At 69.1% G+C, this 24896-nt stretch carries 21 protein-coding genes and 1 pseudogene; 11 read left to right on the top strand and 11 right to left on the bottom strand.

Annotated elements, in window-relative coordinates; translation table 11 throughout:
- Window positions 1–2 precede the first annotated feature (2 nt).
- Window positions 3–233 carry a hypothetical protein gene (locus tag CP983_RS00600; RefSeq protein ID WP_150498078.1) on the top strand — a complete coding sequence of 77 codons (231 nt, stop codon included), beginning with the start codon at window positions 3–5 and terminating at the stop codon, window positions 231–233.
- 59 nt (window positions 234–292) lie between these two features.
- On the opposite strand, the gene CP983_RS00605 is transcribed toward CP983_RS00600, so the two are convergent.
- Window positions 293–670, bottom strand: a complete 378-nt coding sequence (locus tag CP983_RS00605; protein WP_150498079.1) for a hypothetical protein — start codon at window positions 668–670, stop codon at window positions 293–295.
- 183 nt (window positions 671–853) lie between these two features.
- A complete protein-coding gene (locus tag CP983_RS00610) occupies window positions 854–1396 on the bottom strand; it encodes an AAA family ATPase (RefSeq protein WP_150506271.1) in 543 nt (180 codons plus the stop codon).
- A 342-nt stretch (window positions 1397–1738) separates the two neighbouring features.
- Here CP983_RS00610 and CP983_RS00615 point away from each other — a divergent pair, with 342 nt between their 5' ends.
- A complete protein-coding gene (locus CP983_RS00615) occupies window positions 1739–4516 on the top strand; it encodes a glycosyl hydrolase (protein WP_150498080.1) in 2778 nt (925 codons plus the stop codon).
- A gap of 62 nt (window positions 4517–4578) precedes the next feature.
- Here CP983_RS00615 and CP983_RS00620 read toward each other — a convergent pair whose 3' ends face one another.
- Together CP983_RS00620 and CP983_RS00625 are read right to left on the bottom strand one after the other, a co-directional pair.
- Window positions 4579–4917, bottom strand: a complete 339-nt coding sequence (locus CP983_RS00620; RefSeq protein ID WP_150498081.1) for an inner-membrane translocator — start codon at window positions 4915–4917, stop codon at window positions 4579–4581.
- Window positions 4918–5028: 111 nt separating this feature from the next.
- Window positions 5029–5463 (bottom strand): MerR family transcriptional regulator, encoded by a 435-nt coding sequence (locus CP983_RS00625; protein WP_229914697.1) that lies wholly within the window; start codon window positions 5461–5463, stop codon window positions 5029–5031.
- Window positions 5464–5470: 7 nt separating this feature from the next.
- Here CP983_RS00625 and CP983_RS00630 point away from each other — a divergent pair, with 7 nt between their 5' ends.
- Window positions 5471–6241, top strand: coding sequence for a methyltransferase domain-containing protein (locus CP983_RS00630; protein WP_150498082.1), 771 nt, complete (start codon window positions 5471–5473; stop codon window positions 6239–6241).
- A gap of 84 nt (window positions 6242–6325) precedes the next feature.
- Entirely contained in the window at window positions 6326–7204 is an 879-nt protein-coding gene (locus CP983_RS00635) for an MOSC domain-containing protein (protein ID WP_150498083.1), read from the top strand.
- Window positions 7205–7306: 102 nt separating this feature from the next.
- Here the strand turns inward: CP983_RS00635 and CP983_RS00640 are convergent, their stop codons facing one another.
- The 3 genes from CP983_RS00640 to CP983_RS00650 all read right to left on the bottom strand — a co-directional run bounded on the left by CP983_RS00640 (window position 7307) and on the right by CP983_RS00650 (window position 11958).
- Window positions 7307–7846, bottom strand: coding sequence for a TetR/AcrR family transcriptional regulator (locus CP983_RS00640; RefSeq protein ID WP_373309799.1), 540 nt, complete (start codon window positions 7844–7846; stop codon window positions 7307–7309).
- Window positions 7847–8009: 163 nt separating this feature from the next.
- A complete protein-coding gene (locus tag CP983_RS00645; RefSeq protein WP_189748375.1) occupies window positions 8010–10739 on the bottom strand; it encodes a glycosyl hydrolase family 95 catalytic domain-containing protein in 2730 nt (909 codons plus the stop codon).
- Between the two features lie 391 nt (window positions 10740–11130).
- Entirely contained in the window at window positions 11131–11958 is an 828-nt protein-coding gene (locus CP983_RS00650; RefSeq protein ID WP_189748378.1) for an NAD(P)H-binding protein, read from the bottom strand.
- Window positions 11959–12408: 450 nt separating this feature from the next.
- Here CP983_RS00650 and CP983_RS00660 point away from each other — a divergent pair, with 450 nt between their 5' ends.
- The 3 genes from CP983_RS00660 (at window position 12409) to CP983_RS00670 (ending at window position 15709) form a co-directional block, all read left to right on the top strand.
- Window positions 12409–13305, top strand: coding sequence for a YihY/virulence factor BrkB family protein (locus tag CP983_RS00660; protein ID WP_150498085.1), 897 nt, complete (start codon window positions 12409–12411; stop codon window positions 13303–13305).
- A 382-nt stretch (window positions 13306–13687) separates the two neighbouring features.
- Entirely contained in the window at window positions 13688–14938 is a 1251-nt protein-coding gene (locus CP983_RS00665) for an NAD(P)/FAD-dependent oxidoreductase (RefSeq protein WP_150498086.1), read from the top strand.
- A gap of 336 nt (window positions 14939–15274) precedes the next feature.
- Window positions 15275–15709 carry a subtilase-type protease inhibitor gene (locus CP983_RS00670; RefSeq protein ID WP_107910903.1) on the top strand — a complete coding sequence of 145 codons (435 nt, stop codon included), beginning with the start codon at window positions 15275–15277 and terminating at the stop codon, window positions 15707–15709.
- Window positions 15710–15823: 114 nt separating this feature from the next.
- On the opposite strand, the gene CP983_RS00675 is transcribed toward CP983_RS00670, so the two are convergent.
- A complete protein-coding gene (locus tag CP983_RS00675; protein WP_150498087.1) occupies window positions 15824–16516 on the bottom strand; it encodes an iron-dependent transcriptional repressor DtxR in 693 nt (230 codons plus the stop codon).
- An 8-nt stretch (window positions 16517–16524) separates the two neighbouring features.
- Entirely contained in the window at window positions 16525–17061 is a 537-nt protein-coding gene (locus tag CP983_RS00680) for a YbhB/YbcL family Raf kinase inhibitor-like protein (RefSeq protein ID WP_150498088.1), read from the bottom strand.
- A gap of 168 nt (window positions 17062–17229) precedes the next feature.
- Between CP983_RS00680 and CP983_RS00685 the strand changes: the two genes are divergently transcribed.
- Together CP983_RS00685 and CP983_RS45150 are read left to right on the top strand one after the other, a co-directional pair.
- Window positions 17230–17919 carry a GntR family transcriptional regulator gene (locus CP983_RS00685; protein WP_150498089.1) on the top strand — a complete coding sequence of 230 codons (690 nt, stop codon included), beginning with the start codon at window positions 17230–17232 and terminating at the stop codon, window positions 17917–17919.
- Window positions 17916–18296, top strand: a complete 381-nt coding sequence (locus CP983_RS45150; RefSeq protein ID WP_373309774.1) for an alpha/beta fold hydrolase — start codon at window positions 17916–17918, stop codon at window positions 18294–18296. The genes CP983_RS00685 and CP983_RS45150 overlap by 4 nt, the downstream gene beginning before the upstream one ends.
- An 81-nt stretch (window positions 18297–18377) precedes the next feature.
- Here CP983_RS45150 and CP983_RS00695 read toward each other — a convergent pair whose 3' ends face one another.
- Together CP983_RS00695 and CP983_RS00705 are read right to left on the bottom strand one after the other, a co-directional pair.
- On the bottom strand, window positions 18378–19427 hold the full coding sequence (locus tag CP983_RS00695; protein ID WP_150498090.1) for a hypothetical protein: 1050 nt from the start codon (window positions 19425–19427) through the stop codon (window positions 18378–18380).
- Between the two features lie 533 nt (window positions 19428–19960).
- Window positions 19961–20758: a bestrophin-like domain gene (locus tag CP983_RS00705; protein WP_229914591.1), complete on the bottom strand. Its 798-nt coding sequence runs from the start codon at window positions 20756–20758 to the stop codon at window positions 19961–19963.
- A gap of 423 nt (window positions 20759–21181) precedes the next feature.
- Here CP983_RS00705 and CP983_RS44555 point away from each other — a divergent pair.
- Both CP983_RS44555 and CP983_RS00715 read left to right on the top strand, forming a co-directional pair.
- A pseudogene (locus CP983_RS44555) lies at window positions 21182–21577 on the top strand (transposase family protein); the annotation flags it as partial.
- Window positions 21578–21836: 259 nt separating this feature from the next.
- Window positions 21837–24734 carry a helix-turn-helix transcriptional regulator gene (locus CP983_RS00715; RefSeq protein WP_229914592.1) on the top strand — a complete coding sequence of 966 codons (2898 nt, stop codon included), beginning with the start codon at window positions 21837–21839 and terminating at the stop codon, window positions 24732–24734.
- The last annotated feature ends 162 nt before the right edge of the window (window positions 24735–24896 follow it).

A 24896-nucleotide genomic window follows, 5' to 3' on the forward strand; every position in this document is an offset into this window, starting at 1 on the left:
AGATGAACTGGCTGTTCGGCAAAGGGCTACGACGTCGTGTCGCCGCCGCCGAGGCACGAAGCATGCCGCAACGCCTACGCCAGGACCTCGACCAGGCCCTGGCCCTGAGGGACGACGCGGACCGGCGAGCGGCCGTCGACCGAGTCGTCCAGGAAATCACCAAAGGCACCTACGGGGCGGCCTTCCAACGGCAGGCGGAGAACGCGGCCATGCGCGGTCGTTCCTCGTCCTGACATCACCCATGGCGCTGCCACCATCCACCCCATTTGCATTCGATGGCTGGGATCGGGCGTCACCCTTCGGTCGCAGCCTGCACGATGGCATGCGCCAGGGCATCGAGGTTCTCTCGGTAGAAACCGAGGCGGATGTGAAACGGCTCCTGCAAGAAGGCGCCGTCGCGAACGAGGAACATGGTGGGCGCCGCAGTCAGCGCACTGTGCACCATGTGGAGTTCCTGCGTGGCGAACCGGAAATCGCGGGACTCCGTGTGCGGTCCGACCAGGCGTTCCAAGACTGCGTCGACCGCATCCCGGCGCGCACCGACCAACAGGGTCAGCGCCGTGTCATCGCAGTCCCGATGACGGAGATAGCTCAGCGCCTCGTACATCGCCGAGACTTGGGAGGGTGCAAGCCGGGCGATAAACGCATCACCGTCGCGGGTCAGCTTCAACCGCGTTCTCAACCTTCTCTCCTTCACGGGTCAATTGCTCTTGAGACCAACCCATGATCCGATACCCGCAGTTGGACCCAGCCTGGAACGTCGCCCTCGATGACCAAGACGAGACGACTCGCCCGCAGCCGCGTGCGGCGTCGCTCTTCCGGGAGCAGCACCGGGCGTTGAAGGCCGATGTCCTCAGCGGTCGATCGACGGCACCCCGTCCAGGCCCGTCTCGCGCATGATGCGGTCCACAGTCTCACGCAGGCTGCTGGTGGCATCGATGACGGTTTCGATCTCGCCCGGCAGCAGGTCCCGCTCGCGGTACCAGTCCCGCAGGTGCTGGTCGGTGACCTGGGCCAGCAGCTCCGGGTCGGGCTTCGTCAAATGCCGCGCGAGGGTTTCCTGCAGCGGGATGTCCAGGTAGTAGCAGCGAGTCGTGCCCTGGTGGTCGCGGACGAGGTCCTCGAGCATCGCGCCGTAGCGGTCGGCGTACAGGATTCCCTCGACGACCGTATGGAATCCGGCGGACAGCGCGTAGCGGGCTGTCATGTCGATCAGTCCGATGTTGGCCGCGCCGGGCCGGTCGCGCTCGCGCAGCACAACGCGGCGTAGGTTGTCCTGGCCGACCAGGGCCAGGTTGCGGCCGACCCGATCCCGCAGCCCACGCGCGATCGACGACTTGCCCGAGGCACTGTTGCCGCGCAGTACGACCAGCCGGGTCTCCGGACTTCCCGCCATCATGCCGACACGTTAACGTCCGCGCGAGGCCGAAACCGTCCAGGACGGCACGGCGTCGCTCGCCGACGCCGTCGGCACTCTCCCGACCCCCGGCAGTTGCCGTGCTCACCTCCACGCCCCTGGGTCGAGACCGGCCAACTCGGTGGCGCGGTGGGGGCGTTCCGCAGCCCGGCAGCCGACCTCCCCAGCCCTCATCATCAAGGGCCGAAGACATAACGGACTTCATCACCCGTCAACTACCGGGCGCGTTCAATCCATTGACACGTGCATTACAGAGGCTTTACGTTCCGGCCATCTGAGAGCGCTCTCAGACTCCCCTCCAGTGAAGACTTGAGGTCCCGCATGCCATCCCCACGCAGACCGGCAGTCATACTGCTTCTGGCCTCCGCGCTCGCCGCCGCAGGCCTGGTCCCGGCCGCCTCACCGGCGGCCGCGGCCACCGTTCCAGTAGGTTCCGGCAGCTACTCCGACACTCGCCCCGCCGGTACGTCGGGCCCCACCAGCAACACCGGAACACCCGTCACACCCAAGCTGACGACCGCCGCCCGGAACCGGCCGGTGCCCACCAACGACTGGTGGTCCTCCCTCGCCTTCCAGCGCTACGGCGACAACCCATGGTCGACCCCCATGTACGGGCACCCCCTCACCTACCAGGCCACGTCCGGCGGTCTCGACGTCGGCTACCCGACCTCACCTGCGATCGTCGGTGACGGCCGGCAGTACGAGTACGCCCACAAGCGCGACCTCACCATCGGACTCACCGGCCTCAACTCCCCCGACACCAAGGCCGACGACTGGTCCGACTGGACGGTCACTCCCCTGTGGTCCGACGGTGCCCGCACCCTGCGCACGACCATCGGGCACGGCTCCCCGTTCGTATACGCGAAGGGTTCCGGCGGCAACGCCCAGATCACCACCGCCGCGGCCCCCACCGTCTTCGCAGACCAGACCAACGTCCTCGGCATCACCGTCGGCGGACACCACTACGCCCTCTTCGCGCCGACCGGCAGCGACTGGAACGTCTCCGGCTCCACCATCACCGCGGGCCTGGGCTCCAAGGACTACTTCTCCGTCGCCGTACTGCCGAACACCGACGCGCTCGCGACCTTCAAGAAGTACGCCTACAGCTTCGTCACCGACTCCAAGGTGGCGTGGAGCTACACCGGTGGCACCGTGAAAGCCACCTACACCCTCACCACGGAGGCCAAGGAAGGCACCGAACGCGGCACACTCCAGGCGCTCTACCGCCACCAGTGGCTGAACACCACCGACGCCCTCACCTCCTACACCTACGTCTCGCCGCGCGGCACCATGAAGGTCCGCGAGTCGACCTCGTTCACCACGACCCAGAAGGCCTCGGCGGTACTGCCCGCCCTGCCGAAGTCGGACGGTGTGGACACCGCCCGGCTACGCGGGTACCTGAACGAGGTCGCCAATGCCTCCGACCCCTTCTCCGGGGCCACGGACACCTACTGGACCGGCAAAGCCCTCGGCCGCCTCGCCCAACTCGTGCCGGTGGCGGAGCAGATCGGTGAGACCGGCATCCGCGACAAGCTCCTCGGCCTGATCAAGGGCAAGCTCCAGGAGTGGTTCACGGCCGGCGGCGCCAACGAGTTCAGCTACGACCAGGACTGGAAGACCCTCACCGGCTACCCCGCGTCCTACGGCAGCGACACCGAACTCAACGACCACCACTTCCACTACAGCTACTACGTCTACGCGGCGGCGATCGTCGCCCAGTACGACCAGGGATGGGCCGCCGACTCCGCGTGGGGCGGCATGGTCAAGACCCTCGTGCGGGACACCGCCAACCCCAGCCGCACCGACGGCTCCTTCCCCTTCCTGCGCGGCTTCGACGTCTACGCGGGCCACAGCTGGGCCTCCGGCCACCAGGGCTTCGCGGCCGGCAACAACCAGGAGTCCTCCTCCGAGTCCACCAACCTCAGCGCGGCCCTCGTCCTGTGGGGCTCCGCCACCGGCGACACCTCGCTGCGTGACCTCGGCACCTACCTGCTGACCACCGAGTCGGAGTCGATAGCCCAGTACTGGTTCGACGCCGACGAGCAGGTCTTCCCCTCCTCGTTCGGACACGACACGGCCGGCATGGTCTGGGGCAGCGGCGCCGCCTACGCCACCTGGTGGACCGCCAACCCCGAGGAGATCCACGGCATCAACGTCCTGCCCGTCACCGGCGGATCACTCCATCTCGGTGGTGAGAAGGCCGCCATACGCCGCAACATCGCGGAGATGGAGCGGGAGAACGGCGGTCCGGCCGTCGAATGGCGCGACATCCTCTGGGAGTTCCAGTCCATGGCCGACCCGGCCACGGCCAAGGCGAAGTGGGACGCTGGCAACGCCGGCTACACCCCGGAACAGGGAGAGTCCAAGGCGCACACCTACCACTGGATCAACACCCTCGACGCGCTCGGCGCCCCGGACGCCACGGTGACCGGCGACATCCCCACCTCCGCCGTCCTCACCAAGGGCACGACCCGCACCTACGTCGCCCACAACTACGGCTCGTCGGCCCGTACCGTCACCTTCTCGGACGGCAAGACCCTTTCCGTACCGGCTCGTTCAACCGCGACCGGCACCGGATCCGGGTCGGACCCCGACCCCGACCCTGACCCCGATCCGCCGACCGGGAACACCTTCCAGCTGCGCAGCGGCGGCGTGCTGACCACGGCGACCGGTGGCACCCTGAGCAGCGACACGATCGCCTCCGCGGGCGGCACCAACCACGACGGCACCCCCTACCAGCCCCTCGTCTACGAGGTCCGCGGAGTCAACGGCACGCTCACCTCGGGTGCCGGCACCACGTTCCGCCTCCAGCTGGACGCCGACACTTCCGTCGGTCTCGGCCAACAGGCCCGTATCAGCTACGACCTCACCGGTGACGGCACCTTCGACCGGACCGAGACGTACAACTACTTCGCCACCGACCCGGTCGCCGGGTGGGAGGAGTACACGCAGACACGCGGCCTCAAGGCGTCCACGGGCACCTTGGGCAACCTCAACGGCGGCACCGTACGCCTCGAGGTCTGGAGCGCCATCGGCAACGGCGCCTCCAAGCTCCAGACGGGCACGGACAAGTCCGTGGTGGTGATCCCCTTCAGCTGATCCGGCGAGAACCGGTGCGGCGTGCAACGGCGCAAGTCCGTTGTCCGCCGCACCGACATGGGTCAGGGCCAGGACGACAGCGTATGGACTGCCAGCAAGAGGCAGACCGTCAGCTGCACCGCTCCGATGACCTGGTGTCCGATCCGCAGCAGGACGACGGCAGTCACGCCCACCGCCAGGGCCAGTGAGCCGAAGCCCAGCACAGGCGCCCAGTCCAGGGGTGGCGCGCTGGTCGCCGTCCGTCCCGCGCCGGCGTCCATCCGGCCCAGTCCCCGGACGGCGAGCACGATGACGACCAACAGCCCGGCCGCCACGTCCGCCACCAGTACGAGAAACAGGAGACAACCTGCTGTGAGGGCACCCTCTCCGCCGGAGGGCTGCTTGTCGGCAAGTTCGGGCATGGCTCAACGATCGCCCGGAACCCACCCATCCGAACGGTCCGTCGCCGACTCGCAACCCAGGCGTCCTTCGGTCTTGATGACAGGCTCGACCGCCGGCTCTCCAGTCGTACTTCAGGAACCGGTCCGCTCAGCGATGAGTCGCTGGTAGTTCGGACACCGAGTGACCTCCTCGTGCTCGCAGTTCAGGCCGCCTTCGATGAGTGCCAGTGAGGCCTGGGCCGCTGCGATTCTCGACCGGAGTTCTTCGGCCGCGGGACGGAGGATCTCCTGCCGGGTGGCGCGGTCGACGGTGGTGGACAGGCTTCCGATGGTGCTGAGGCCGAGGCCGGCCTCCTTGAGGACGAGGATCGTCGCCACACGGGTGAGATCGTCCGGACCGTAGCGTCGGCGCCCGCCGGCATCCCGGCCCGGGTGCAGCAGACCCATCGCCTCCCAGTGCCGCAGCACATGGGTGGCCAGGCCGAACCGTGCCGCGAGGGCGCCGATACTCAACGTGCCGACGCCGTTGTGCTGGCTTGACTTCATGCCGACATTAAGTCGCAGCATGACGTCCATGTCCAAGGAACAGGAAGTGGTGGAAGAGCGCCGCGACACCGAAGACCTGTTGGCCGTCCTCGACGCCGCGGACCGGATCCCGAGTGCCACTCGGCTGCGGGCCCGCTCCTACGAACTGCTGTCCCTCGTGCCGGGCTCGACCGTCGTGGACGTCGGCTGCGGCGCCGGGCGAGCCGTCGCCGAGATGGCCGAGCGAGGGGTCCACGCGGTGGGCGTGGACCCCAGCCCATGGATGCTGGCCGCGGCCCGGGAGCGGTGGCCGGAGGCCGAGTTCCGGGAGGCGGGAGCGGAGGATCTGCCCTTCGCCGACCGAAGTGTGCGCGGCTACCGTGCCGACAAGGTCTTCCACGTGCTTGAGGAGCCGGGGCGGGCGGTGGCGGAGGCACGACGGGTCCTGTGTCCGGGCGGCAGGATCGTTCTGGTCGGCCAGGACTGGGACGCCATCATGATCGACTCGGATGACGCGGCGCTCACCCGCACGATCGTGCACGCCCGCGCCGACCTCCTGGGATCGCCCCGCGCCGGACGTCAGTACCGCAGCCTGCTCCTGGCCGGCGGCTTCGCCGGTGTCACGGTCGAGGTGCACACCAGCGTGTTCACCACGCCAGCCATGCTGTCGTTGGTCGCAAGGCTCGCGGAGTCGGCCTGCGCCGACGGAGCTGTCGACCGTGACCAGGCAGATCAGTGGTTGGCCGAACAGCGCCGACGCGCCGAGGCCGGCCGTTTCCTCGTCGCCATTCCGTTCTTCGTGGCCTCCGCCTCCGCGTGAGGACGCCAACTGCAAGGATCAGCAGAGTAGTTGCAGCACCCCGACTGGCGTTCTGCTCTGGCCATCGATCGCAGGAGGCAGCACATGGCCGACGTGGTGGAAATAGTCTGCTACCCCATCAAGGGATGTGCGGGCACGTCGATGAGCGATGCGCTCCTCACGCCGGCCGGACTCACGCACGACCGCGGTTTCATGGTGATCAGCGAAGACGGGGTCTACCGCACCCAGCGCCGCCATCCGCGCCTCGCCCTGATCCGGCCCACAGTCAGCGCCGACAGCAGTCGGCTCACGCTCGACGCAACCGACGCGACGGGCCGATACGGCACAGTGCACCTCAGCATCACCACGTCCGCACCGCGACGCGATGTCGACCTGTTCGGCGCCACCTTCCAGGGGATCGACCAGGGTGACGAAGCCGCTGCCTGGCTCTCGGAGGTCCTCAGCACCCCCAGCCGCCTGGTCCGCGTACCCCCGGAACACGACCGTGTCGCCGACGGCTTGACTCCCGGCCCCTCCGGCTACGCCGACAGCAGTGCCGTACACCTGCTGTCCCGGTCTTCCCTCGCTCTCCTCAACCGGCGGATGGCCGAACGCGGTTCCCCTCCCCTGCCGATGAACCGCTTCCGCCCGAACATCGTCGTCGACAGCAGCCCCGGGCAGGACCTTGACCGTGACTGCGGCGACTGGGCGGCCGTACCGCACGCCGAGGACCGCGCGCGGCGCATCAGGATCGGCGGCGCCGAACTGGGCTATGCCAAGCTCGCCGTGCGCTGCGCGGTCACCCTGGTCGACCAGGAGGCCGGGGCGCGGCAGGGGCCAGAGCCGCTGCGCACGCTGGCAAGCTACCGGCGCGCGGCGAGCGGAGGTGTGGTGTTCGGCGCGAAGTTCTCCGTGGTGCGGCCGGGCAAGCTGTCCGTCGGCGACGAGGTGGTCGTCCAGGAATGGGGCGTGGCCGAACTGTAAGAAGCCCTACAGCGCCGAGTTCGGCAGCCGGCGGGAGTTGCCTTCATCCGGTGGGGGCCAGAACGGCCAAGGCCATAACCCCCACGCGCCTTCTGCGCGTGCTCACTTGGCGCCCCCCGAGAGCGCTCCGTGCAGAAAGACCTCCACCAGCTCCTGCGGGGTCAGGTCGGGCTCGTCCTCGGACCGTGGCTGGGTGAAGAGCAGGCCGAAGAAGAGGGCCGCGATCTGCTCGGGCGGTCGGCGCAGGGTGGCTTTGTCGGGCTCCAGCAGCTCCGCGAGGGCCGCGCGGATTCGGGCCGTCGACTCCTGGCGGCCCGCGCCGCGCACCGTGCCGGGGTGCTTGCCCCCGCCATGCCCCAGGGAGCCGAGGATCGCGCCCATCCTGGACATGTGCGCCTGGAGCGCCTCGCCCGCTTCCGCGAGCCGGACGGGCAGCGGCTGGGAGATGTCGATCGCGTCGAGTTCGCGGATCGCGTGCTCCGGGGAGAGCGCCTCGGCCACGCAGGCTTGCAGCAGCTCGTCCTTGTCAGCGAAGACCCGGAAGATCGTGCCCTCGCCGATGCCCGCGGCGCGGGCGATCTTCGCTGTCGTCACCGCGGCGCCGTATTCGGCGATCAGCGGGATCGCGGTCTGGATGATCATTTCGCGGCGCTGCTCCGGCGACATGGCGGGGGCGCGGCGGCGGGTGGTCTGGCTTTCCCTGGGTGTCTCCATGACGAAGAGACTACGGAGTGAGCACTCACTCCGTCAATGAGTGAGTGCTCACTCCGAGCCCCTTTCAGGATGCGCCCGCCTCCGGCGGTCCCTACGGTGTGATGCGCAGGGCGTCCACCATCCCCACCGAGGTGCTTCGGTTGACGATGCGGATGGTGTGCGTGCCCTGAGTCAGTCCGGTGCGCTGCCATACCGTTTGCTGCACCTGTCTCGCACCGGACACCCGTAGATCCACGGTCGCCTGGAAGGCGTTGTCGAGATATACGTCGACCGTTCCCATGTCCCCGTTGCGTTCGGACAGGTAGGCAACTCCCGTGCCGGTGAAGGTGTATTGGGCCACGGCGTTCAGCGTCGTGCTGTGATGGGTGTCGTCGTTGTAGTCGCCGTAGCCGCGCCCGCTGGTGGCGTGCCAGTTGCCGTCGTAGGTCAGCTGCGTGTTGTTCACCATGGGGTTGGGGGTGCGGGCCATGCCGAGGGTTGAGGTGGTGCCGCCCAGGGTCTTCTCACCCTCGTTCGCGGACCCGGTGAGTCGTACGGGCGCGTAGGTGGACAGCGGCTTGGCGGTGCGTTCCACCACGTACACCTTTCCGGCAGACGTGGGAAGGTCGAACTCGGCGGCGCTCGTGGTCAGTACGGTGGCACCACCGGCGACGTCACGGACCCTCAGCTGCTGACTCCCCCACGGGTTCACGACCCGCGTGGCGTTGCCGTACAGACTCTTGATGCCGACGTACTTCACCTCGCCGGCCTCACGCTCCGAACTGACCGTGAAGCCGCCCTTGGCGAGCAGGGTGAACCGTCCCACGAAGGAGGAGTCGCTCGGAGCCGCGGGGAAGACACGGATCTTGTCGTTGTAGGACTGGAGCAGCGACTCATTGAGAGCAGCGAGGTGCACTCCGAGGTATTCGAAGACGCCGTTGGTGTTGTCGGTCATCCCGTTGGGATAGGTCTGGTACTTGCGCAGCATCGTCTTCATGCCCTGGTAGGCCTGGTCGCCCAGTCCCAACCGGGCTGCCTGCACGGCGTCGTTGGCCCACACGTTGCCGTACGGGAAGGGGCGTGCGTTGAAGGTGTTCACGGCCTTCTGGTGGTCCGGGAAGCCGATGCCGGTGCGGTCGTAGGGCCAGATGATCTCGGCCGCCACGTTCTCTCCGTTGCGGGTCTGCGCGAGCGGTGGCGTGTGCGGCAGGTAGACGTCCGCGGTGGACGGATAGGTGATCAGGTTGTCCACGATCCGCTGCCACTGCGGGCGCAGTTCGGCGTCCAGGCCGAGTGACTCGGCAGCGCGGATCGTGAGCGGGAACAGGGTGCGTACCGCCGCGAGGTCGGTGATGGCGTTCGGTACGTTCCAGTACGTCTCGTGCGCGTGCGAACTGGCCACGTGGTACTTGCCGGACGCGGAGTCGTAGGACAGCTTCGCGGCGTAGAACTTCACCACGTCCCGCATAAAGGGGTAGGCGGTGTTCCGCAGGTAGGCGGAGTCATTGGTGTACGCGTACTGGAGGTACATGTTGTACGCGGCCTCGGTGCCCGTCGACCAGATGTTGTTGGTGAAGTCGCTGTTGACCGTGCCCCGCGCGTTGCCGTCCCAGCCCATGGTCTCCGGCACCCAGAGCCCGTCGACGTTGTAGCGGGTGCGGGTGTACGACTTCAGCGCCGCCGAGTTGCGGCTGTAGAGGCGGTTGAAGCCGGCCAGCAGGTCGACGTGGTTGGAGGCGAGGAAGGAGTTGTAGACGTCGCGTTGGTTCCAGAACCAGTAGGCGTTGCTCCATTTGGTCTGGTCACGGGTGGCCCGGAAGACGCCGTTGATGAAGTGGAACGGATTGGTCCCGTATCCGCCGGCGGCGATCATGTACGTGCTCAGGTAGTAGACGTTCTCCAGGTAGTCCGCGTCTCCCGACAACCCTGAGTACTGCACGAACGACTTGCCCCAGAAGTCGTGCCACCAGGACCGGAAGTCGTTGAGCGTCGCGCTGTAGCCGCGGCTCTTGGCCGCCGCCAGAGCGCGCTTCGCCTCGGCCACCGAGTCGTGGGAGGGCGCGTTGAGCCTGCTGCTGGCGGTGAACCAAATGGTGTAGCTGCGGGAGGGAGTGATCGAGAGCCGGACGGTTCGGCCGTCGACGACCCGTGCGTTGTACGCCGCGCCCTCGACCGTGGCCGCCAGGGTGTACCCGAAGTTCTGCGGGTCGGACTGGCCGCGGCTGAGTCCGGCGCCCGTGGAGTCGGCGTACGTCGAGACCGTCTTCCAGGTGTCGAGGTTGGGCACGTCACCGCTGTTGCCCAGCTGGGATGTGTCCCACAGGCCCAGGTCGAGGTTGACCGCGGAGACCCCGGAGCGCGAGTCCTCGACGTGCACGCCCATGACCTCGGAGTTCGGCACGCCCATCACCGTCACCGTGCGGTTGGCGTCGTACTTGGTGGTCAGGGTGCCGTCGTAGAGCGACAAGCGTTGCTGGTAGGTGCTGTACCCGCTCTCCAGTGGCGGTGTGGTGGACAGGTTGAGCAGTCCCGCGCCGAACGCGGTCTGCTGCGAGGTGTCCACGCCGGACACCTGCATGGTCAGCCCGTTGGCCTGCCAGGCCATCGCGCCTGTACGGCCGTTGCCGACGGTCAGCCCGTGCAGCGGGTTGGTGGCGGGCCGGTTGTAGACGAGGTCGTGTTTGGACAGGTAGGCGGCGCGATCCACGTTCAGGGCTCCGGTGGCGGAGTCGAACGCGGCGTCCGTCGGTGCCGCCGTGGCCGGAGCCGTGAGGCCTACGGCGGTCGCGGTCATGATGCAGACGGCTGCGAGCGCGGCTCGCACGAGTCTGCGCAGTCTCATCGAATGCCCTCCCTGCTGGTCATGAGGTGACGACCGGTACCGGACAGCGCCGGGGGCTGAACACGACCGATCGACACCGAACTTGATTAACCCGATGACTCGGTCGGACCACTTCGTCAGTGCGCTCGTTTCCCAGTACCGAACGAGGGCACGGAGAGGCAGTCCTCCGATCGGGGAACGGAAAGAACAACCAGAACAAGGCACGCGAGGTTGGTCACTCTCGAAGTGCCTGCGATGAGCGGAGGTACGGCGTGCGGGTACACCAAGATGTCGGCATGGTCATGCCATAGCAAAGTAGACATCGGATGTATTGATCGGTCAACACTCAGCGCAAACATCGGCCGACGAGGCGGACCAGATACTCAACGGCCTACGCAGAGACGTACGACGCTCAGCTGCCGCTCCCCGGCACAAGTTCACGCACGGCCCGGTGCAGAGGGGTCGAAGCACGGCCGAGTACGTGGCCGAGGTCGCCGGTCTGCCGCTCCAGGGCTCCGGACCGTACCTGGTGTTCGAGCCAGCCCTGTATGCCGGCGGTGGGTTCGGATCGTTGCCGGCACCGCACCGGTTTGCCGGACACCTGGGTCAGGACCTCCGCAAGCTCGGGGTAGGTCCACCGGGCCCCTGTGAAGTCGTAGGCACGGTCGAGGTGCCCGTCTTCGGTGAGCACGCGGGCCGCCGCCTCGGCGAGGTCGGCGCGGGAGGCGGTGTTGATCCCTCTGCCATCGGTGCCATCCCACAACTCTCCGCCTGCAATGGCCGTGTTGAGCCCGGCATTGAGGAACGCCTCGCTGTAGAAGGGGTTGCGCAGCAGTGTGTGGCCGAGGCCGCTGTCGCGGAGGGCCTGTTCGGTGACGTGGTGTGCTGCGGTGACGCCGTCTGCCTTCGTGTCGGCATCCAGGAAGCTGGTGTACACGACCGCGCCGACCCCGACCCTGCGGGCCGCGTCCACGGCGGCCTTGTGGTGGCTGGTTCGGCGGATGGGGTCGAGTTCCGGGGAGGAGATCAGCAACAGCCGGTCGGCGCCCTCGAAGGCCGCGGGGAGCGTGCCCGGTACGTCGTAGTCACCCCGCCGGATCTGGACGCCCCGGGCGGCGAAGCCTGGCACGCTCTCGGGGGATCGCACCGCGACGGCGATGTCCTTCGCCGGGATTCGGATCAGCAACTGCTCCACGACCAGCCGTCCGAGTGCTCCCGATGCCGCGGACACGACGATCATCCAAGTCCCCCTCATGCGGGCTTAGTTGTTGAGGCGTCACGGGGTCCGTCGGCCGGACCATGCATGGGTGACGGGCACACCTTGGTCGAATCGCGCTACTGCCGTCAAAGGCATATACGGAACACGAAGTCGCGCGGGCGTTAGCCGCCGACGGTTCGGCCGACGAGTGTCACGACACCCACATCCGAGCAGTGTCTGACCACTTTCACCGGCAGCCAGGTCTGCCGTGCCACGGCCCCGCTGCTCCACGTGGGCCGCGACGCATCGTCCATATGAAGAGTCCGGGACCAGGGCCAATGCCTGCGTGGAGTCGCCGCGTCCGGGCACGAGGAATGACAGGAACGGAACCGGGTGAGAGGCGGATCGGCATGAGCAGCCCGTTGGCGGAGGTGGAGCGCAGGCATGGCCCTGCCGTGCGCCGGCTGAGCACCGAGTCGATCCGCACGTCCCATGTCCGCTGAGGCAAACGCCGCCCCCGTCGGCCGGACACGACCGCACGCGGCCTGGTGGCCGGCGCTGCGGCGCACGCCGGTGTCCTTGTGGAACGACGACGTCTCGGACTACGCGGCGGCGCTGACGTACTACTCGATCCTGGCCGTGCTCCCGGCGCTGCCGGCCACCGTCCTTGTGTTCGGCATGATCAGCCCCGGCACCGCCGAGGAATTCGTCACCCAAGTCACCACATACGCACCGGCCCAGTCCGGTGCCGAGCTGCACGCCGTCCTCGCCCGGGCCCTGAGCAGGGGCGGCGCAGCCTGGTCCCTGATCGCGGTCGGCGCGGCCAGCGCGCTGTGGTCGGCCGCCAGTTATCTGGCCGTGTTCCGCCGCGCCCTGCACAGCATGCACCGCGTCGAGGACCACCGCTCACCCTGGCGCACGGCGCACCGGATTGTGCTCACGGCGCTCGCGCTGGTCGGACTGCTCCTGGTCGGCACGCTGACCTTGCTGCTGAGCGGCCCGCTCGCGCAGGCCGTGAGCCGCCCGCTCGGCGTAGGTGCCACCGCGGCCTGGGCGTGGGGTCTGCTGCGCTGGCCCCTCCTGGTGTGTCTCGTCGCCCTACTGGTCGTGGTGGTCTTCCACACCGGCCCGCCGTCGGCCCGCCGCCGCGCACACAGCCTGCCCGGTGGGGTGCTGGCCGCCGTGCTGTGGCTGGCCGTGTCCGCCGGCTTCTCCCTGTACGCCTCGACGCTCGCCGCCTACAACCGGCTGTACGGCTCACTCGCGGGCGTGGTCGTCTTCCTGGTCTGGCTGTGGCTGTCGAACCTTGCCCTGCTGACGGGGGCACAGTTCGCCGCGGAGCTTGCGAGGTCTCGGGGGCAGAGCACGGGGAAGTCCCCGGTGTCGTAGCAGTTTGCGGCAGCGGGTCGGGAGCATCGTTCGGGGCCGATCAGATGGGCGACGCCGGCCGCCGCTCCTAGCGATGCCGAGAGCGGTGTCGTCACGCTGGGTCCCGGCGGGAGTGCCGGGCCGGCGGAAGCTGCGGTGATCGTGGAGTCTGCGGTGACGGGGTGACAGGGCGAGGCCCTTCGCCGCGCGACCGTCATGGCGCCTGGCGTTCGGCGCGACAACATGATGCTGTGAACAGGAGCCGCGCCGACGCGAGGCCCGCCAACGCCCGGCAGCCCAGACCTGTTGGGTGCCCGACGAATGTGAGGCCCCTTGCCCCGCAGCCCGGTCGGCGCCCGAGCCGCGCGGCCTCGCCCTGGCACGGAGAACGAGGAGGAGCACGATGACCCTTCGCCCTCGGGACGGACGGCTCGACACCATTGTGGTGGGTGCGGGGCTCGCCGGACTCGCGTGCGCTCTGGACCTCTGCCGTGCCGGGCAGCGGGTGGCCCTCCTGGAGGCTTCGGACGGCGTCGGCGGACGCATGAGAACGGATGCGCGGGACGGCTTCCTGCTCGATCGCGGGTTCCAGGTCTTCAACACGGCCTACCCGCAGGTGAAGCGCCGTGTCGATCTTCGAAGTCTGCGGCTGCGTCCCTTCACTCCTGGTTTCGTCGTGCACACTCCGGCCGGGCCGGTACGACTCACCGACCCGACCCGTGACCGGAAGGCCGCGGCGTCGCTCCTGAAGCAGCGCGCCTTGCCACCCCGCGATCTGGCAGCACTGACGGCGATCACGGCCGGGGACACGCTGCTGCCGACGAAGCTGGTCAAGCGCCGGACCGACATGACTGTGGCGGACTCCCTCACGCGAGCGGGGCTGTCGGAGGCCACGGTCCAGGTCCTGTTGAGGCCCTTCCTGTCCGGGGTGTTCCTGGAGGACCGGCTGGAGACGTCGGCCCGCTTCTTTCACCTGGTCTGGCGGAGCATGGTCCGCGGAACCCTGTGCCTTCCGGCCAAGGGGATCGGTGCCGTACCCGCCCAGCTCGCCCGGAGCCTGCCCCCCGGTGTCCTGCGGTTGGAGACGTCCGTGGCGGACGTGACCTCGTCGTCCGTTCTGCTCGCGGACGGGGAGGAACTCCCGGCCCAGGCCGTCGTGGTCGCCACTGACGCGGCCACAGCCGCCCGCCTGTTGCCGGGGCTGCCCGTGCCCGACGGGCGGACGGTCACCACCTACTACCACGCGGCCGACACCAGGCCGCTGACGGAACCGACCCTCCTGGTGGACAGCACCGGCTCGGTACTGAACACGTGCGTCCTCACCGAGGTGTCCAGTTCCTACGCGCCGCCCGGAACCTCGCTGGTCTCGACCTCCGTGCTGTCCGCGGACGAACCGGGCACGCACGATGCCGTGCTGCGGCGACTCGCCGAGATGTACGACGCCGATACGAGCGTCTGGAGCCACGTAGGCACGTGCACCGTCCCGTCGGCGCTGCCCGCCATGCCGCCGCCGTGGCCCCTGAGCCGCCCGACCCGTTTCGGCGCGGGCCGGTACGTGTGCGGTGATCACCGGGCGACCGGGTCGGTGCAGGGCGCGCTGGCCTCGGGGACCCGCGCCGCCAGGGAAGTAAGGGCTGATTCAGCAGGCCGCTGACGCCGCATCAGCCCGCGCTGAAGCTCGCCGCCCTGCATCCGTCTCGCGGCTCCTGTGCCGTACGGCAACGCATTACGGCACCCCTGGCGCACCCAGAACATCCAGGCCATTTCGCACCCCGGGCGCCTCAGCCACATCCACCACCCGCAGATTGCGCGAAGAGCTGCTCACCTCCTCAGCCTTGGAGACGGCCCGGTCAATCAAGCCACTGCTTCAATGGGCAATTTCATCCGAATTACAGCGATGGGAGTGGTTCATTTTTGTCCGCACTGAAATGGAGGCATTAGGACGGGTACTTCGAAGCCTTCAGCAACGCAAGGAGAGAGGAGACACACCATGCGACCGATGGCACGCTGGGCAATGTCAGGAGCTTTGCTCACCGCAGCCGTGGCGGGACCCTTGAGCACTCCCGCCCACAGCGCCCCCGCATCGATGTACGCCCCCTCGGCCCTGGTCCTCACCACGGGCCACGGCGAGCGGGCCGTCACCACGACGCCGGAGCGGGCGGTGACGCTGAACTGTGCGTACATCACTTCGGGGACGCACCCCGACTCGCGGCAGGCCTGTGCGGAAATGGACCGCGTGAACGGGGACCTCGGACGCCTGGCCACCCTCCGCGGAACCGACGCGGGACGGCCCTGCACGAAGGAGTACCGGCCCGTGGTCGTCACCATCCAGGGCGTATGGCGGGGGACGCGAGTGAACTACGAGCACACGTTCGCCAATTCATGCGTCAAGGAAACCCAGGGCGCATCGGCATTCGCCTTCTGAGCATCACAGCTCAGTAGGCCTCCAAATGGAACCTGCGGTCACGCCCGCGTATCAGCGGGCGTGACCGCGGCATTCGGCGGCTGGGACACGGCAGCGCACAGGCGCCCCTCCGACTCAGAGTTCGGCCACGAAGACATGTGCGGCGGCCGACGCGGGGAGTGCAGCGGTCGCCCGGTCGCCGCCGACCGTCACGCCGTCGGGCGACGACGTGACGCTGACCACCGCGCCGGGCCGCACCCCGGCGTGCCGCAGCGCGCCCAGCAGCCGGGAGTCCGCCTGGACCGACTCCCCGATGCGGCGGACGACCGCGCTGACACCGTCCGGCCCGGTCGCCAGATCGCCGAGGCCGACCGCGCTGCCGTGGTCGAACGGATCAGCGGCTCCCTCCTCGTCGAGTTCCGAGAGGCCCGGGATCCGGTTGCCGTACGGCGAGTGGGTCGGGTGCCGCAGCAGTTCCAGGACGCGGCGTTCGGCGGCCTCGCTCATCACGTGCTCCCAGCGGCAGGCTTCGGCGTGGGCCTGCTCCCATTCCAGCCCGAGTACATCGACGAGGAGACACTCCGCGAGCCGGTGCTTGCGCATGACTCGCGTGGCCAGTCGGCGGCCCTCGTCGCTCAGCTCGAGATGACGGTCGCCGGCTACGCGCAGCAGGCCGTTGCGCTCCATTCGGGCAACGGTCTGACTGACCGTCGGGCCGCTCTGATCCAGGCGCTCGGCAATGCGGGCGCGCAGCGGGACCACGCCGTCCTCCTCAAGCTCCAGGAGGGTGCGGAGGTACATCTCCGTGGTGTCGATGAGTCGGGTCATGCCGGTTGTCAGGCGGGTGTTTCGGCGGTGACGGTGAGGACCGCGCGGCCGAGAGTGTGGCCGGCCATGGTGAAGCCGAGGACGGCGGGGGTGGCGTCGGCGGGAACGCCGACGGAGGGGACGTCGAGGGCGTGCACCACGACGAAGTAGCGGTGCGGGCCGTGCCCGGCCGGTGGAGCGGCGCCGATGTAGCGGGACAGGCGGGCGTCGTTGGGCAGTTGGAAGGCGCCTTCCGGCAGGCCCGAGCCCGTGTCGTCGCCGACGCCCTCGGGCAGCGCGGTGACCGTGGCGGGGATGTCGGCGACCGCCCAGTGCCAGAAGCCGGACCCGGTGGGGGCGTCGGGGTCGTAGACGGTGACGGCGTAGCTCTCGGTGCCTTCCGGTGCGCCGCTCCAGGAGAGCTGCGGGGAGATGTCCTTCCCGCCGGGAAGCCCGGAGGCGCGCTGCTCCTGCGGCCAGGCTGCACCGTCGGTGACGGTGGTGCTGGTGACGGTGAACGAGGCTGCCTCGGGGAGGCGGGCGAAGGGGTCGTTGGCGTGTAGCACGTCGTTTCCTCTCGGAGCTGTGCGCTTGGGGGCGCGATGGCGCCGGCGGTGTGGCCCATCGGGCCCTAAGGGCAACGGAAGAGCGCATGTCGGCGCCCAGCCGCGCCATCCGTAAATCGACAGTAACACAGATAATCGATTATCTGCGGGATCGTCTATGCTGCGCACATGGCTAAGGCGCACACCTCGATCCCCGCCGGGAAGCAGATGCTCTCCGAGCAGGTCTACGCACATCTGCGGGACGCGATCCTGCGAGGTGACCACGCTCCAGGCGACCCGCTGAAGCCGCAGGACCTCGCCAAGGAACAAGGCGTGAGTCTGGCCGTCGTACGCGAGGCGCTCGTCCGAGTGGTCGGCGAGGGCCTCGCCGACCGGCTGCCCAACCGTGGCTTCGCCGTCCCGGCCGTCACCGACCGCCGCTGGCAGGAGATCGCGGAGGCCCGCAGAACCGTCGAACCCGTGGTGCTGCGGATGTCCATCGAGCGCGGGGACGTCGACTGGGAGGCGCGCGTGCGTGCCGCCCACCACCGCCTGGCCCGCACTCCCGCGTACCTGCCGGAGGAAGGCGAGTACTACACGAGCGCGTGGTCCGAGGCCCACAGGGTCTTCCACCGCACCCTGCTGGAGGGGTGCGGCAACCCCGTCCTGTTGGAGACCTTCGACCGGATGTGGACCGCGAGCGAGCTGGCACGTCGCTGGTCGGCGCAGCGAACCCCCGGCCGGGACGGGGCCCTTGAGCATCGGCGGCTGGAGGAGGCAGCGCTGGCCCGCGACGCGGACACGGCGGCCGAGGTCCTCATCCAGCACCTCACCCAAACCGCGGACGCACTGGCCGACCCCGCTGCTTCGAGCCCGTGAGCCCTGTTCCCGTCAACACCGACAGACCTCAAGCCCGTCTCGGCGCCATACGGACGAGTCACCTACTTCAGCTCGGCTCCGGGCCGATCCGTGCAAGTTCCACGGAGCGCAGTCGATCACGCAACGCCCGGCCACCAGCGCCGCCCTGCGCGAATCCGCCAAAGGTCCACAGGCATGGCAAACCATCCCGATACAACTTGGTCGGCGGCGCCGAAAGGATCATCCCACCGGCGACGCAGGAGTTCATGGCCCTGCGATCTGGCGTGAAGACCCAGATAGTCGAGGGTGCTTCGCACATGGTGTTCGTCTCCCGGCCAGGCGCGACGGTGGCTCCGTCGGGCCCAGGGACCAAGCCCTCGAATGAGCGTCGCCGGTGATCGGGCGTTGAGCGCGACACCTGCCCGGAGAGGGTGCCGAACGCGAGCTCGGCAACTGCCGGCAGGCCTCTCACCTGGCGACTAGCCGGCCATCGAGGAGGCCAGCGCTTCCTCGACAGCACGCACCGTTGCCGGAGAGATCCTGGATCGGGCGGCGTCGTCGCTGTGCAGTGCTTCGATGATGCGCGCGGTGGCCATATAGATTTCCCCGAGCTGGTCTATGCGCGCATCGCGCGTGCGGTCGCCGCCGATGTCGAGGTCATCGATGACGGTGTTGAGCCGGCGCAGCCACAGGCGGTCCTCTTCCTCGCCGTTGCTGCCCATCGCCTCGAATTGCTTGTATCCGATGACTTCGAACTGGCGCTGGCCCGTCTGGGCGTCACGCAGCACCAGGTCGCCGATCGCGGCCTGCCAGTCACGGTAGATCCATGCCTCGCGGACCGCCAGACATGAAATCGCCCGGTGCCGCGTCTCCTCGACGATGCCGTCGGCGATACGCGGACATTCGATCACGTCTGCCAGCATGTCGGCCACGGTTTGGCATAACCGCAGTTGGTCGTCGTCGGACAACTGGTTGGCGCCAGCCACCTGCGCCTCGTGAAGGAACCTTCTCTGCTCGCGGTCGATCCGGATCCCCGCCTGCGTGACCACCTCGGTCGAGGGGCTCGCACTGATGCTCCACAGGCTCATCAACGAAGCGACCCTCCTCACCTCCACGTGCCCTCCCTCGGCAAATGCCGAAGTGAAAGCATGCAGCGCATCGTCAAGCCGTTTGAGCGTCTTCTTGCTGGCCCCTGGAAGGAAGAACAACTCGCGCCGCAGGGCGCGAATCCAGCCGAGCACGACCGCGAGTCGATAGAGCGTGCTGAGGGCCTTGTAGTGCTCGAACTTGGTGCGATGGACCTGGCCTTGCAGGTAGAAGCCCGCGCCGGATGTATCGAAGACCTCGCGGAGGCGCCAGAAGAGATCCATCGAACTCAGCGCGAGCGGCTCGGTGTACTTCTGGTAAGTGGCCTGGATGCCCTGCTTCTTCTCCTGGCGGGCGCGCTGCCGGAGGAAGAGCTCACCGAGGACGAGGATCAGAGTCGACACGCCGGCGCTGATCAGGCCGGCTTGTAACTGCACGGACACGAAGGAGGGCCTCCTGGCTCAGTGCGAAGGCGTGAAGCCGACCGACTGGTCGAGGTGAAACGCCGAGCCCGGATCCTTCGGGGTCCAACCCCCGCGCAGGGCAACTCGTATAGACGCGGGAATACCTGACGGCAGCACAGGCCCGGCCAAACGGCCCGATGCGATTGCTTGGAACGGCTGATCCGCTGTGACGACGAGCGCCACGCCCCGGGTGTCCGCATGCTCAACGGCGAACGTGCACGACGACCGTCGTGATCCTTTGCGGACCAATGCCATGGCTTCCCCCCAACAGCAGAGATGCTAGCGGTCCCGGCCCCACTGTCCGTCCCAGTTTCCGTCTCATTCAGCGCCGTTCACGGCCGCACGGGCGAGACGGACGCCCGGATCCGGTCCCACGGCCGTACACCCGTAAATGCCGGCGAACGACTCAAGCCGGCTCCAGCTGCCTACGCGTCCTGCCTTGCCGCCGGAACAGTTGCTGCGCGGCGGGCCACCAAGTAGCCCGCACTGCGCGGTCAGGGCACTGCCCGCCCCTACGGTCTGCCGTCGAAGAAGCCGGACTTCAGGTCGCCGACGATGGAGTCGAGTGGATGCCCGCTCACGATGAACGGCCCACTCCAGGAGCCGCTGAGTGCAAGGAGCAGCGCCAGGCTCAGCCCCACCACACTCGCGACGCCAGCGACGAGAAGCGATGTTCGCAGGCTGGTGCGGAAGACCAGTGCGCCGGCGTTCACGACCAGGGCCAATCCGCTGACCACGAGCGTGACGACGTAGAGCACGGGAACGTCGTGCGAGGCAGCCGCGACGCGGGCTCGACGGCTACTGGTGACACCGTCCAGGGAAGCCACCAGCTCTGTGCCTGTCGTGGTTCCCACCTCGGGCCGGGCCGCCTCAGCGCGAACGCTGCGCTCCAGCCGTGCGATCGCGCGTGCGGTTGCCGGGTCGTCACCGGACGCCGCTGCCGCGCCCTCCCATTCCCTGGCACGCGTGGTCTGCAAGTAGTCCAGCAGCGCCGCTTGGATCGGCTCCGACTGGACTCGGGGACTCGTCGACGCCCATGCCAGGCGGGAGGCCGCGGCCGCCTCGTCGCTCACCAATGCCTCCGCGGCGCGCAGGTAGCCGGCCTCGCTGGACAGTGAGAGTGCCGCAAAGATCGCGAAGGCGGCACCGAGTGACGACATCAGGGGCATGGCGATCTGCGCTACCTGGTCCTGTTCGCCGATCGGCACAAGCGCCCGGACACCGACCCGCGCGGCGGCCGTGATCAGTAAGGCGAGCAAGAGCCCGCCCACAACCAGCACCACGGCCGGCAGCGAGGTCAACCCGTTCACCACATCACCTACAGCAGATTCCCGCGAGGGCCCCGCAGCGGCGGCACCTCGGCCCCTGCGACCCGGAGTTCCTCGCCGGCCACTTTCACTGGACGCCTCATGGTCACAGGCGAAGGGCCTCTGCCGTTCCCGACGCCCCGGCACGGCATCCAGCTTCGTGGAACGAACAGCCGAATGCGGCCCAGCACGAGGCTGCACCGACCATGACTACCGCCACTCTGCACATGCCCGCGAAGCGATCACGCATCGCTTGCCCCCTGCCGCCCACGACACCGTGCTCCATCCAGGATCAGGTGCCGTCGCTCTCTCCCCCACGCCCGGCAAGGCCTTAGGCAGTGTCTTGTCGATCACCGGACCGTTGGATGGTCGGGAGGGATGCGTCTGAGATTCTGATGCCGCGTGGACGGTGATCGCGCCGTCCGCTCCGGCGTGCTCTGGCGGGACCTGCCCGAGTGGTTCGGCCCCGGCAGACCGTGCACAGCCGCTTCGCCCGCTGGGCCGCCGAGGGCCGGCACCTCGACCGTCTCCTGGCCGCGGCCCAGAGCACCGCCGCGTTGGACTGGCTGGTCGCCGTCGGCTGCGCCCATCAGCACACCGCCGCCAAAGGGGGCTCGACGAAGGCGGACTCGGACACTTCCGCGGCGGGTTGACCACAAAGATCCACCTCGCCTGCGACGGACGGGGCGGCCCCTGGCATTCCTGGTAACCGCAGGTACCCTCAACGACTGCGGCCAGGCCGAAGCCGTCATATACCGGATCCGCATCGCTGGACGCGGGCCCGGGCGTCCGCGGGTGCGGCCGGCGCGAGTCGTGGCCGACAACCCGCCATCCGGCCCCGCTGACCGAGGCGACCGTCTCAAGGCCGAGCAGGTCGTCGCCGGAGGGTCGATAGCGGACCAGGTCGATGCTCACGTACCGCGTGCACGTCGCGATTCACCGAACGCGCCAACGCCCTGCTGGGGGTCACCTTCGCAGTCACTGACCCGCGCAAAGGAGGCGCACAAAACCTCCCTTAGGGTGACCTGTGGGGAAACAGAGATCGACACAGGTGAGAGATCACCATTGGGGGGACGAGAACGTGGCGCGACTGGTGGGCAGATCGGCGGAGCTCGGACGGCTGGATGCCATCCTCGCGGGCCTGGGTCGTTCCGAGCTGCCGGAGGTCGTCGACATCGTCGGTGAACCCGGCATCGGTAAAAGCAGGTTGCTCGACGAGGTGTGCGCGCGGGCCCGGAGGGCCGGGTTCACCGTACTGCGCGGACGGGCCACCGAATATGAACAGCAGGTTCCCTTTCATCTGTTCACGGACGCGTTCGCCGATGCCGATCCAGGCGCACAGGCCGCTCTCGCCGACCCCGCCTTCGCCGAGGTGCACTCGGCGCTGTACGGCATCCGGCAGGCCCCGGGCGACGGTTCCGTCGAGAGCGCCGCCGCCCGGTTCGGGCTGCATCGTGCGATCGCAGCGTTCCTGACGCAGCTGGGTGAGCACGGTCTGGTGCTGGCCCTGGACGACGTGCACTGGGCGGATCCCGCGTCACGCGAGCTTGTGGACCATCTGATCCGGCACCCCGCGCGCGGACGCGTCCTGCTGGTGGTGGCCCGGCGGGTCCGGCAGACGCCGACATCTCTGACCGCGGCGCTGACGCGCGGCGCGGACAGCGGGACCGTGCTCCACCTCCCCCTGGAGCCGCTCTCCGAGCAGGAGTCCGTCCTCGCGCTGGCTCCCGACATTGCCGAGGACCAGGCCAAGCGGCTGCACGCCGCCAGCGAGGGCAACCCCTTGTATCTGCTGGCGTTGGGGCACGCCCACCGCACCGGGGCGTCTCTGCCTCGCCTCACCCCGGACACCCACGCCGATGCCACGGAGTCCGGGTACGTGGCGGGCCTGCCCGGCGGGCTCGCGGCGCTGCTGCTGGACGAGTTGGGGACGCTCACCGAGTCGCAGCGCCGGCTCGTGGGAGCGGTCGCGGCGCTCGGCGACCACGCCTCGTCCGCCCTGCTGGCCGTGGTGAGCGAGCTGTCCGTCCGGGACGTGGAGCAGGAGACCACAGCCCTGGTGGCACGCGATCTGCTGCGCGCCGGGCCGGGTGGCCGGTGGATGCTGCGCCACCCCCTGGTCCGGGCCCTGGTCTACGAGAGGACCGCGCCGGGGCGGCGTGCCGAATTCCACCGCCGCGCCGCGCGGGAACTCGCCCGCCGCGGCGCTCCCGCCACCGAGCGCGCCCACCACGTCGCACGGTCGTTGACCGACTGGGATCCCCAGGCCGCGGAGGTGCTCACCGAGGCTGCCGCACGGTTCGCGTCGAGCGCGCCGGCCATCGCCGGCCAGCTGCTGGATGTCGTCCTGACCCATATGCCGGACACTCCCGACCGCTTCGCCCAACGCGGCGAACTGGTCCTGGCGCGCGCCCGCGCGCTCGGCGTCAGCGGGAACCTCCGGGAGAGCCGGGACCTGCTGCACTCCCTGATCGAGACCGCCGGAAAGGACCATCCAGAACTGCGGACGCGGGCCGTCGCCCAGTGCGCCGTGATGGAGCGGCACCTCGGCCACTCCCCCGAGGCCACCGCCCTGCTGCGCCGGGAGCTGTCCCGCGATCCCGGCCCGTCCCCCGCCCAGGCGGTCTCCCTGCGCCTGGCCCTCGGCATGTCCGCCCTACTCACCGCGTCCTATCCGCAGGCACGCGCGGACGTCGCGCAGGCCGTCGCCGTCGCCCGCGCCGACGACGATCCCACCGGGGAGGCGGCGGCGCTCGCGCTTGCCGCCCTGGGCGAGGCGTACGAGGGCGAGACGGAGGCGGCTGCCGGGTTCGCCGACTCCGCCGCGGCACTCGCCGACGCGCTGACCGATCCCGGCCTCGCCGGTCTGTGCGAGGCGCTGGTCTGGCTGGCCTGGGCGGAAACCCTGCTGGAGCGCTACGCCGATGCCGAGCGGCACATCACCCGGGGGCTGGGCATCGCCCGCCGCACCGGACAACTCCACGTCCTGCCCCACCTGTTGACGAGCCGGGCGTTCGTCCACCTCACCACCTGCCGTCTGCCGTCCGCGCTGGAGGCCGCCGAGGAGGCGGAGTCCATTGCCCGGGCCGCGGGCAGCGACGACCTTCTGGGCTTCACCCTCGCCATCAAGACGCTGGTGCTGTTGCTGGCCCGACCGCTGGGCGACGGAAGCGCCCTGGCCACCGGTGAGGAGGCCACCGCCGCGGCCGGTCGCAGCAGGGGCTGGTGGTCGTCGCTGGCCTGGTGCATGCTCGGGCACGCGGCCTTCGTCAGCGGTGACCCTCATCGCGCACAGGAGGCCATCACGACGGCAGGCGGCGGCCCCGAACTGCCCCTGCTGCAGCCGTCGATCCGTCCGGGCCAGCTCGACACCCTCGCGGCCGCGGCCCTCACCGCCGGGGACGTCGAGGCGGCCGAGCGCTGGGCCGCACAGGCCACCCACGAGGCCGACCGGCTCGGCCTCGACGGTCAGCGCGCGGCCGCCCTGCGCGCCCAGGCCACACTGGCCGAGCACCACGGCGAGACGGACAAGGCCGTACGGCTCCTCGACGCGGCGGCACAGGAATACGTCCGCTGCGGCCAGACCCTGTGGGAGGCGTATTCCTTGCTGCGGGCGGCGCCCTTGGTGCAGCGCACCGGGCAGGGAGCACGCGCCGCAGCGATGTGGCACCGAGCACACCGCATCGCCGTCGGCGGCGGCGCACGCCTGCTGGTGGACCTCGCCGAACTGATCCGCCCCCAGGTGATGGCGGAGACACCGGAGCTCCCGGCGCAGCTCGCGGAACTGACCGCGCGTGAGCTTGAGGTGGCCGAACTGGTGGCGCAGGGGCTGAGCAACCAGGACATCGCCGCCCGGCTCCACCTCAGCCGACGCACCGTCGAGACCCACCTGTCCTCGATCTACCGCAAGGCGTCGGTGCCGTCCCGCGCCGCCCTGGCCGGACTCATGACTCGCGTCGGACTGGGAGCCGGGTCGTGAGCGATGCCGGTGGGTCAGTTGTGGGCGCTGGTCTCAGCCGTCTGCAGCTGCGGCTGCATCACCTCGGTGTGACGGCAACGTGGGGACCGGCACATCCGTGAAACCACGTACTCCACGCCACCTCCGCACCGAACACCCTGCGACATGGCGAAACCCGTAGTC

The sequence above is a fragment of the Streptomyces chartreusis genome, assembly GCF_008704715.1.
In the GTDB taxonomy this organism is placed as follows: domain Bacteria; phylum Actinomycetota; class Actinomycetes; order Streptomycetales; family Streptomycetaceae; genus Streptomyces; species Streptomyces chartreusis.